Source organism: Mesorhizobium sp. M4A.F.Ca.ET.050.02.1.1 (assembly GCF_003997725.1).
Classification (GTDB): Bacteria; Pseudomonadota; Alphaproteobacteria; order Rhizobiales; family Rhizobiaceae; genus Mesorhizobium.
This window is the reverse complement of the sequence record NZ_RZSG01000191.1, coordinates 1-8,761: the sequence shown is the minus strand read 5'-3', so window position 1 is coordinate 8,761 and position 8,761 is coordinate 1. Positions and strand designations below refer to the sequence as shown.

Annotated in this window: 8 protein-coding genes; 4 read left to right on the top strand and 4 right to left on the bottom strand. The window is 64.0% G+C overall.

The window, feature by feature from the left end:
- Both EOA33_RS15025 and EOA33_RS15020 read right to left on the bottom strand, forming a co-directional pair.
- A partial coding sequence (locus tag EOA33_RS15025) for an efflux RND transporter permease subunit (RefSeq protein ID WP_145989151.1) occupies positions 1-936 on the bottom strand: 936 nt, incomplete at its 3' end.
- Positions 933-2,255 (bottom strand): efflux RND transporter periplasmic adaptor subunit, encoded by a 1,323-nt coding sequence (locus EOA33_RS15020; RefSeq protein WP_189347714.1) that lies wholly within the window; start codon positions 2,253-2,255, stop codon positions 933-935. The genes EOA33_RS15020 and EOA33_RS15025, both read right to left, overlap by 4 nt.
- 98 nt (positions 2,256-2,353) lie before the next feature.
- On the opposite strand from EOA33_RS15020, the gene EOA33_RS15015 reads away from it, so the two are divergent.
- Entirely contained in the window at positions 2,354-2,887 is a 534-nt protein-coding gene (locus tag EOA33_RS15015; RefSeq protein ID WP_126058025.1) for a TetR/AcrR family transcriptional regulator, read from the top strand.
- A gap of 136 nt (positions 2,888-3,023) precedes the next feature.
- Positions 3,024-4,625, top strand: coding sequence for an inorganic phosphate transporter (locus tag EOA33_RS15010; RefSeq protein ID WP_126058026.1), 1,602 nt, complete (start codon positions 3,024-3,026; stop codon positions 4,623-4,625).
- Positions 4,626-4,887: 262 nt separating this feature from the next.
- Here EOA33_RS15010 and EOA33_RS15005 read toward each other — a convergent pair whose 3' ends face one another.
- Both EOA33_RS15005 and EOA33_RS15000 read right to left on the bottom strand, forming a co-directional pair.
- A complete protein-coding gene (locus EOA33_RS15005; RefSeq protein WP_127405966.1) occupies positions 4,888-6,048 on the bottom strand; it encodes a patatin-like phospholipase family protein in 1,161 nt (386 codons plus the stop codon).
- Positions 6,041-6,829 (bottom strand): acetoacetate decarboxylase, encoded by a 789-nt coding sequence (locus tag EOA33_RS15000; RefSeq protein WP_126058028.1) that lies wholly within the window; start codon positions 6,827-6,829, stop codon positions 6,041-6,043. Before EOA33_RS15000 ends, EOA33_RS15005 begins: the two co-directional genes overlap by 8 nt.
- A gap of 224 nt (positions 6,830-7,053) precedes the next feature.
- On the opposite strand from EOA33_RS15000, the gene EOA33_RS14995 reads away from it, so the two are divergent.
- Both EOA33_RS14995 and EOA33_RS14990 read left to right on the top strand, forming a co-directional pair.
- Positions 7,054-7,842 (top strand): 3-hydroxybutyrate dehydrogenase, encoded by a 789-nt coding sequence (locus EOA33_RS14995; RefSeq protein WP_126058029.1) that lies wholly within the window; start codon positions 7,054-7,056, stop codon positions 7,840-7,842.
- A 159-nt stretch (positions 7,843-8,001) separates the two neighbouring features.
- On the top strand, positions 8,002-8,761 hold a 760-nt coding region (locus EOA33_RS14990; protein WP_127405965.1), incomplete at its 3' end, for a sulfurtransferase/chromate resistance protein.

The window sequence follows — 8,761 nt, the reverse complement described above, 5'->3', positions numbered from 1 at the left end:
TTGCGGCAGCGTCTCCTGGATCGTCGGCACCAGCTTGTGGATCGCCGCCGCCGTCGTCAGCGGATTGGCCGCCGGCGTCGGGAAGATGGCAAGGAAGGTGCCGGGCTTGCCGTTGAAGGAGACCCTGGTGTCGGTGCTGACCGCGCCGAGCTCGACGCGCGCCACGTCGCGCAACCTCACCACATTGCCGTCCTTGGAGCGCAGAGGAAGCGCCGCGAAAGCCTCCGGCGTCTGCAATGTCGAGCGCACGGTGATCGATGAGACAACGTATTCGTTCTCGGTGTTGCCGGGCGCCGACAGGAAGTTGCTGTCGTTGATGGCGGTCAGCACATCGGCCGCCGTGACGCCGCGCGCGGCGAGCTTGACCGGGTCGATCCACACCCGCATCGAATAATCCTCGGCGCCGAAGATCTGCACGTCGGCGACGCCCTCGACCGTCGATATGCGCGGGCGAACGACGCGCTCGATATATTCGGTCAATTGCTGCTTCGTCATGTTCGGATTCTGCATCGAGATGTACATCATCGCGAACTCTTGGCCGGTGCCCTTGACGATTACCGGATCCTTGGCGGCGTCGGGCAAGGTGCCACGCACGCCCTGCACCTTGGACAGGACCTCGGTCAGCGCGACGTCCGGGTTGGAGCCGAGCTTCATCTGCACAACCACGGTGCTGGAGGAGGGCCGGCTCGACGAGGTGACGTAGTCGATGTTCTCGGTCGAGGCGACGGCGCGGGCGATCGGAGCGGAGATGAAGCCCTGGATCAGGTCGGCGCTGGCGCCTGGATAGGCCGTGGTGATGGTGATGGCCGTCTCGTCGACTTTCGGATACTGCCGGATCGACAGGTTGAAGATGCCCTGGAAACCCAGGAGCAGGATCATGCAGGCGAGCACGGTCGACAGGACCGGCCGGCGAATGAAGATGTCGGAGAAATTCATTGCTGGGCGGCCTGCTTGTTCGCCGGCTTGGTCGGATCGATTGTGTTGTCGACGGCAACGGACATGCCGTTGAAGAGCCGGTTCTGGCCGGCGGTGACGACCTCATCGCCGGCGGTGATGCCTTCCAGGATCTCGACCATGCCGGCGTTGCGGCGGCCGGGCTTGACGAATACCTGGGCAAGCACAAGCTCAGGCTTTTCGCCTTCCACCGGCTTGGCCGCCGCGTCGGCCGGCTTTTCGTCAGGTTTTTCGTCCGGCTTGGCGGCCGGGGTGGAGCCGGTCTTTGTCGCATCCGGCTTCTCTTCGGGCTTGGCTGCTGGAGCGGCAGCGTCGCCCGCGGGCTTGGCCGGACGCACGACAAAGACGAAGTCGCCATAGAGGCTGGAGGTCAGGGCCGTCTGCGGCAGCGTCAGGACATTCTGCTCCTCCGGCAACTCGACGCGCACCTGCACGAACTGGCCTGGCGTCAGCTTGCCGTCGGGGTTGGCGACCTCGGCGCGGATCGACACCAGCCGGCTCGTAGGGTCGATCTTTGGGTCGATGCCGCGAATGGCGCCGGCGAACGGCATATCGCTGTTGCCGCCGCCGATGCCGAGCCGCACCGTCTGGCCGATCTTGAGCAGCGGCAACTGCTGTTCCGGCACCGAGAAGTCGACCCGCATGGTATCGAGGTCCTGCAGGGTCACCACCGAGGATCCGGTGGCGAGATACTGACCGAGGTCGATCTTGGGGATGCCGACAGTGCCGGCGAAGGGAGCGGTCAGCTGCTTCTGGTCGAGCACCGCCTGCAGCTTGTTGACCTGCGAGGCGGATGCCGACGCGGTCGCCCGCGCGGTGTCGAGCGTGGCGTCGGTGCCGACGCCGCGCCGCTGCAATTCGACGGCGCGTTCGAGCGCCGTCTGGTCAGAGACGTTCTGTGCTTTCGCCGCCGCGAGATCGGCGCGCTCGACGGCATCGTCGAGCTGCAGCAGCACGGCGTTGTCGGCTACCTTCTGGTTGGCGTGGAACATGATGCTCTTGACGATGCCGGCTGTTTCGACGGTGAGGTCGACGCCGCGCACGGCATTGACGGTGCCGATCGCCTCGACGCCCGGCGTCCACTCGGACGGCTTCACGATGACCGTCGAAACGGTCGCTGCCGGCGGCTTCATGGTGGCGAAATACTGCTTGATCGCGCTGTCACGAAACAGGTTGAAGGCGACAATTCCGCCGCACACCACAATGAGCAGAAGCAATATTCCGACGATGATGAAGAAGCGCTTCACGAACAGTCCCCCTCGGCCGGCGTCCGGCAATAGTCGTCGAACAGCGGGACACATATCGACGTCAGGTCCCGTTTTCAAATGATGGCGATCTTACTGTACCGTCTGGACGGTGTTGTCAATTCCGCCTAGGCTAATGTAAGGGGGATGCACCGATGAAAACCCGCAGAGCAAATTCGCGTGACAGGATACTCGCCGCCGCCGCCGACGTGGCGCGCGAGACGGGTCCGGGCAGCCTGTCGCTGGACGCCGTCGCCAGCCGCGCCGGCGTGTCGAAGGGCGGCCTGCTCTACAATTTCCCGACCAAAGCCAAGTTGATGCAGAGCCTGGTGGAGGATTATCTCAAGGCATTCGAGCAGGCGATGGAAGCCCGCACCGCCGTGGCTGGTCATGAAAGCGCGCTCGCGGCCTATATCAAGCTCTCGGCCGACGAATGCGAGGAGCCGCAGCCGTCGGCGTCCTGGATATTTTCCGCCATCGCCGAGGATCCCGAATTCCTGACGCCGATCAAATCGTTCAAGCGGCAGCTGTTCGAGCGGCTCAAGGGGGAGACGAACGACCTCAGCGCGCTGTTGGTCTGCTTCCTCGCCATCGAGGGCATGCGCAGCATGAATCTCTTCGATTCCGACGTGCTCTCGAAGGATGAGCGGCAGCTGCTGACCTCGTCGCTGCTGGAGATCGCCGGATAGGGGCCTAGCGCCGGCATTTGACTGGCGTTTTGAAATGCCCTCCCTGCCGAGCCCGGTATCCCGCCCGTCACACCAGCTTCATCGACCGGACATAGCCTCACCTGTGGTTGTGCCGAAGTGCGAACGGGAGTGGGACATGGTGGACATTGTTTCGAGCGAAGCGGGCATTCCAAGGCCAGATCATCCACTCAATCAAACCGGCGGCGCCAAGTGGTTCCTGCCGGCCTTCGGAGTGATCGTGCTCGCCGGCGTCATCTATGTCGCCTACGCACTCAGCCAGGATCTCGCCATAGCCAAGACGGTGCCGTGGATCCTGCTCGGCATCGCCTTGCTGATTGCGCTGGGCTTCGAGTTCGTCAACGGCTTCCACGACACCGCCAATGCCGTGGCGACGGTCATCTATACCCGCTCCCTGCCGGCCGAGTTCGCCGTCATGTGGTCGGGCGTCTTCAATTTCCTCGGCGTTCTCACCTCCAGCGGCGCGGTTGCCTTCGGCATCCTGTCGCTGCTGCCGGTCGAGCTCATCCTGCAGGTCGGCTCCTCGTCAGGCTTCGCCATGGTGTTCGCGCTGCTGGTCGCCGCGATCCTGTGGAACCTCGGCACCTGGTTCCTCGGCCTGCCGGCCTCAAGTTCGCACACCATGGTGGGGTCGATCATCGGCGTCGGCCTCGCCAACCAGTTCATGGCGCCGGCCGGCAGCGCCACCAGTGGCGTCGACTGGTCACAAGCGACCAATGTCGGCACCACGCTGCTGGTCTCGCCAATCATCGGCTTCTTCGCCGCGGCAATCCTGCTCTATGCGATGAAACTGCTTGTGCGCAATCCGGCGCTCTATGAGGCGCCGAAGGGCAACACCCCGCCGCCGTGGTGGATCCGCGCGCTGCTGATCTTCACCTGCACCGGCGTCAGTTTCGCCCATGGCTCGAATGACGGCCAGAAGGGGATGGGCCTGATCATGCTGATCCTGATCGGCGTGGTGCCGACGGCCTATGCGCTCAACCGCACCCCGGACATCAACTATCTCGAAGCCTACAAGTCGGCTTCGGTGAGCGTCGAACAGGCACTGGGCAAGTACGTCAAGCCGGGCATCACCGTCCCCGATGCCAAGGTGGCCGTCCAGGACGCCGTGCGCACCAGGACCTGGAACGACCAAACCACGGTGGCGCTGCAGACATATATTCACAACACCACGGCTTCGCTGCAGCCCTACGCTTCGATCGAAAAGGTGCCGACCGATCTGGTCGGCAACGCCCGCAACGACATCTATCTGATCGGCGAGGCGCTCAAACTGATCGACAAAAAGAAGCTGCTGCCGATGGAGGCCGCCGATCTCAAGGCGGTAACCGACTATCACAAGGCGGTCGACAACGCGACGAAGTTCATTCCGCTTTGGGTGAAGATCGCTGTGGCGCTGGCGCTCGGGCTGGGCACCATGGTCGGCTGGAAGCGCATCGTCGTGACGGTCGGCGAGAAGATCGGCAAGAGCCATCTGACCTATGGCCAGGGCGCCGCAGCGGAGCTGGTGGCGATGGTCACGATCGGCATGGCCGACCGCCTCGGCCTGCCGGTGTCGACCACCCATGTGCTGTCGTCGGGCGTTGCCGGCACCATGGCGGCGAACGGCTCGGGGCTGCAATGGTCGACCGTGCGCAACCTGCTGCTTGCCTGGGTGCTGACGCTGCCCTGCTCGATCGCGCTCGCCTTCGTGCTGTTCATCATTTTCCGCCAGGTGTTCTGAGCGGCCAAGTTCTCAAATAAAAGGCAGCGCCGGTCGCAGCCGCTGCCTTTTTCTTTGTGGCTGTTCCATGGCTGTTTCGAGGCGCCGGCGGGACAGCACCCTCCTCTGGCCTGCCGGCCATCTCCCCGCAAGGGGGAGATCAGCGGCTTCAGCGCGGACCTCCATTGTTGCAATGCCGGAGATTAGCGAAAGCCGAACAGAGGGGGTGTGAGGGAACTCGACGGGGGTGCCGTATGGACAGGCCGCGATCTTTCGCCGGCGGCTAAGTCGGATCCTCGCGGTGGAGATCGTGGATGGTGACGCCCTCGGCATTGGTCGGCAGCGTCAGCCACTGGCGGTGGCGCAGTGTGCGCTCGGTGTCCTCCAGCCCCATCTCCCAATGTTCGCGCATCGAGGTGCCGGAGAACTCGTAGTCCTTGGCGTGGCCCTCGTAGCCCTTGTGCTGGTAGATCAGGTGGACGATGTTGACGACGCCGGCGTCGGAATAATCGGCGATCAGGTCCCTCTCACCCTCCTTCAGCAGTTCGGGGGGAACGCGCTTCAGCGCGTCGAGCAGCTTCATCTTCAGCGCATGGATGCGCTGGAAATTGTCGGTGTTCTGGCGCGTGCGGCTGGAATACATGATGTCCTTGTGGCGCGACAGCACGTCGGCCATGCCGCGCGGCAAGGCGCCACGCGCGCTGAACAGGTCGACCTGGAACACCAGCGAGGAGCGGTCTTCTTCCTGGTCGAGCAGATATTGCAGCGGCGTGTTGGAGACGATGCCGCCGTCCCAGTAATATTCACCCTCGATGCGGATCGAGGGGAAAGCCGGCGGCAGCGCGCCGCTCGCCATGATGTGCTCCGGGCCGATGCGCACCTTGTCGGTGTCGAAATAGACGAAGTTGCCGGTCCTGACATTGACCGCGCCGACGCTCAGCCGCTTCCTGCCGTCGTTGAGGATGTCGAAGTCGATCAGGCTTTCCAGCGTGTCCTTGAGCTCGGCGGTGTTGTAGAAGCTGGTCGCGCCCTCGGCGCCCGGCTGCTCGAACCAGGGATTGGGCGAGCGAGGCTTGAAGAAGCCGGGCTGGCCCATCATCATCGTCATCCACGAAGAGGTGCGGTTGCGGATGTCGCGATAGATGTCGCCCTCTGGCGTATAGGCCCAGATCTTGCGCCCGGAGATCGTCTGCCAGAACTGCTCCAGCCGCTCCAGCCTACGGCTCGGCTCGTTGCCGGCGATGATCGAGGCGTTGATGGCGCCGATCGACACGCCGGAGAGCCAGGTCGGCTCGCAGCCGGCATCGGACAGCGCCTGGTAGACTCCAGCCTGATAGGCGCCGAGCGCGCCGCCGCCCTGGAACACCAGGGCGATGCGGTCATACTGCGCCGTTATTTCCTCGATCGAGGCGGCGACCGCCTTGTTTCGGGTGCGTTCAAGCACGGGCCTTCTCCGGCTGGGTTGCGTTCGCCCAGGAATGGCCGCGGTCGGCGAGATAGTCATGGACGACTTCGCCCAGCCCAAGCGTAAGGTCGGCGGTGAAGTGGACGGCCGACACGATGTCCAGCACCGGCAGCTTCGCCACGTCGGCCATGACATGAGGGCGAAGGTCGAGCGCGGCCGGCGCCGTCCAGGCCTCCTTCAGCGTCACGTCGGTAAGGTAGTAGCGAACCAGCTCGCAGATGCGCGGCGTGCCGTCGACATGCGGGATGATCTTGCTGAGGAAGTTGGGCGCGGCGAGCGAGGCGAGCACCTGGTCGTGGTCGGCCTCCTGGTGCTTGTAACCCATCGTGCTGGTGGCGCATAGGACGCTGCCATAGTGCAAGGTGCCGACAACCACCTCGCCCTCATGCACGATCTTGGGGCTGGCGAGCTTCTTCGGGAAACCCCAGAGCTCGCGGCCGCCGGCGATCGGCGCATCGTCGTCGAGATACATGGAATGGACATAGCCGCCGTGCTGGCCCTTGTAGCGCACGGGGATGACCTGGCCGGTCTCGGTATAGTCGCCGAAGCCGGTCGAATCCGGCATGCGGATGAACTCGTACTTGACCAGCGGCTCGTCGATCTCCAGCGGCGCCGGCACGACCGCCTCCAGCGCCTCGCGTGTCGTGCGGTAGGTGATGATGATGTATTCGCGGTCGAAGAAACGGTAAGGCCCGGGCGGGAATGATGGATTGGTGAGCGGCATCGCATAGGCGCGCTTCACGACGTCGTCGATTTTCAAGCTATTTACCCATCGGTTGCAGGAATAATACGCTCGAAACGCGCAGGAGGACTATGTTGCACGGCACCATGACAGTGCCATGTCATCGACCTTGAGGCCAGCACGCAGTCTCCTTTACAGCATCACAACATTGTAATCGCACCACATATGGTCATGACATTGTTATGTTGCGGCGCACAAACTATGTGCGGAAATATCCCCTTCAATCCTGTCGCGAGATCATCATGGGTTCCCTTTCCTCGAAGAACGCCCTCGTCACCGGCTCTACCAGCGGTATCGGCCTGGCAATCGCCCGCGCCTTTGCCGCCGAGGGCGCCAATGTCACCATCAACGGCCTCGGTGACGCAGCTGATATCGAGCAGGAGCGCGCCGGCATCGAGAAGGATTTCGGCGTCAAGTGCCGCTATTCCGATGCCAACATGATGGACGGCGCGGCCGTCAGCGCCATGGTGCGCGAGGCCGATGCGGCTTTCGGCAGCCTCGACATCCTGGTCAACAATGCCGGCATCCAGCATGTCGCGCCGATCGACGAGTTTCCCGACGACAGATGGGAAGCGATCATCCGCATCAACCTGCTGGCGGCCTTCTACGCCATCAAGGCGGCACTTCCCGGCATGAAGGCGCGCAAATGGGGCCGTGTCATCAACACGGCTTCCGCGCATGCGCTGGTCGCCTCGCCGTTCAAGTCGGCCTATGTCTCGGCCAAGCACGGGATTGCGGGCCTGACCAAGACGGTGGCGCTCGAAGTCGCCCAGGCAGGCATCACCGTCAACGCCATCGCGCCCGGCTATGTCTGGACGCCGCTGGTCGAAAAGCAGATCCCCGACACGATGAAGGCGCGCGGCATGACCGAGGAGCAGGTCAAGCACGACGTGCTGCTCGCCGCGCAGCCGACCAAGGAATTTGTCACCGTGGACGAGCTCGCCGCGCTGGCGCTGTTCCTGTGCTCGGACGCGGCCAAGCAGATCACCGGCACCACCCTGCCGATGGATGGCGGCTGGACGGCGCAGTAAGCGTCGCAAACCGCCGCGGGTATCGCTCGCGGAAGCTCATTCCTTGACAAGGGCGAGGGATCGTTCCAGCATCCTAGGCAAGGGGTTCCCCGCGACGACCCCGTGAGGCGTCAGCCCAACGTTCGCGTCCAAACTCTCTTTGTTCTGGAGGTGGACGCCATGCCGTCAACAACCGAAATCACCGTACAGCAACTTTCTCGTCTCGCCGGCCTGCCGGATGCGCCCGTCCTCGTCGACGTGCGCGTCGAGGAGGATTATCAAGCCGATCCGCGCCTGCTGCCGGCATCCAGCCGGCGCGATTTCAGGACCGTCCCGACCTGGGCGGCGGAGTTCACCGGCTCCAGGGTCGTCGTCATCTGCCAGAAGGGCCAAAAACTCTCGCAAGGCGTCGCCGCGTGGCTGCGCCATGAAGGGATAGCGGCGGAATCGCTGGAAGGTGGCTTCGAGGCCTGGGCGGCGGCCAAGGCGCCGCTGGTCACGGCCAGCGCGATTCCGCCCCGTGACGACAAGGGCCGCACGGTCTGGGTGACGCGGGCGCGGCCCAAGGTCGACCGCATCGCCTGCCCATGGCTGATCCGCCGCTTCGTCGATCCCAATGCGGTGTTCCTGTTCGTCGATGCGGCCGAGGTGCCGGCGGTGGCCGACCGCTTTGCGGCGGTTCCCTTCGACATCGACAATGTGTTCTGGAGCCATCGCGGCGAGCGCTGCACCTTCGACACGATGATCGAGGAATTCGGGCTGCGCTCGGAGGCCCTCGATCGCCTGGCCTTGATCGTGCGCGCCGCCGATACGGCACGGCTCGACATGGTGCCGCAAGCGGCGGGCTTCCTTGCCGCATCGCTTGGCCTGTCACGCATGTTCCGCGACGATCTCGAGCAGCTCGAGGCGGGCATGCTCATCTACGATTCCTTCTTCAGAT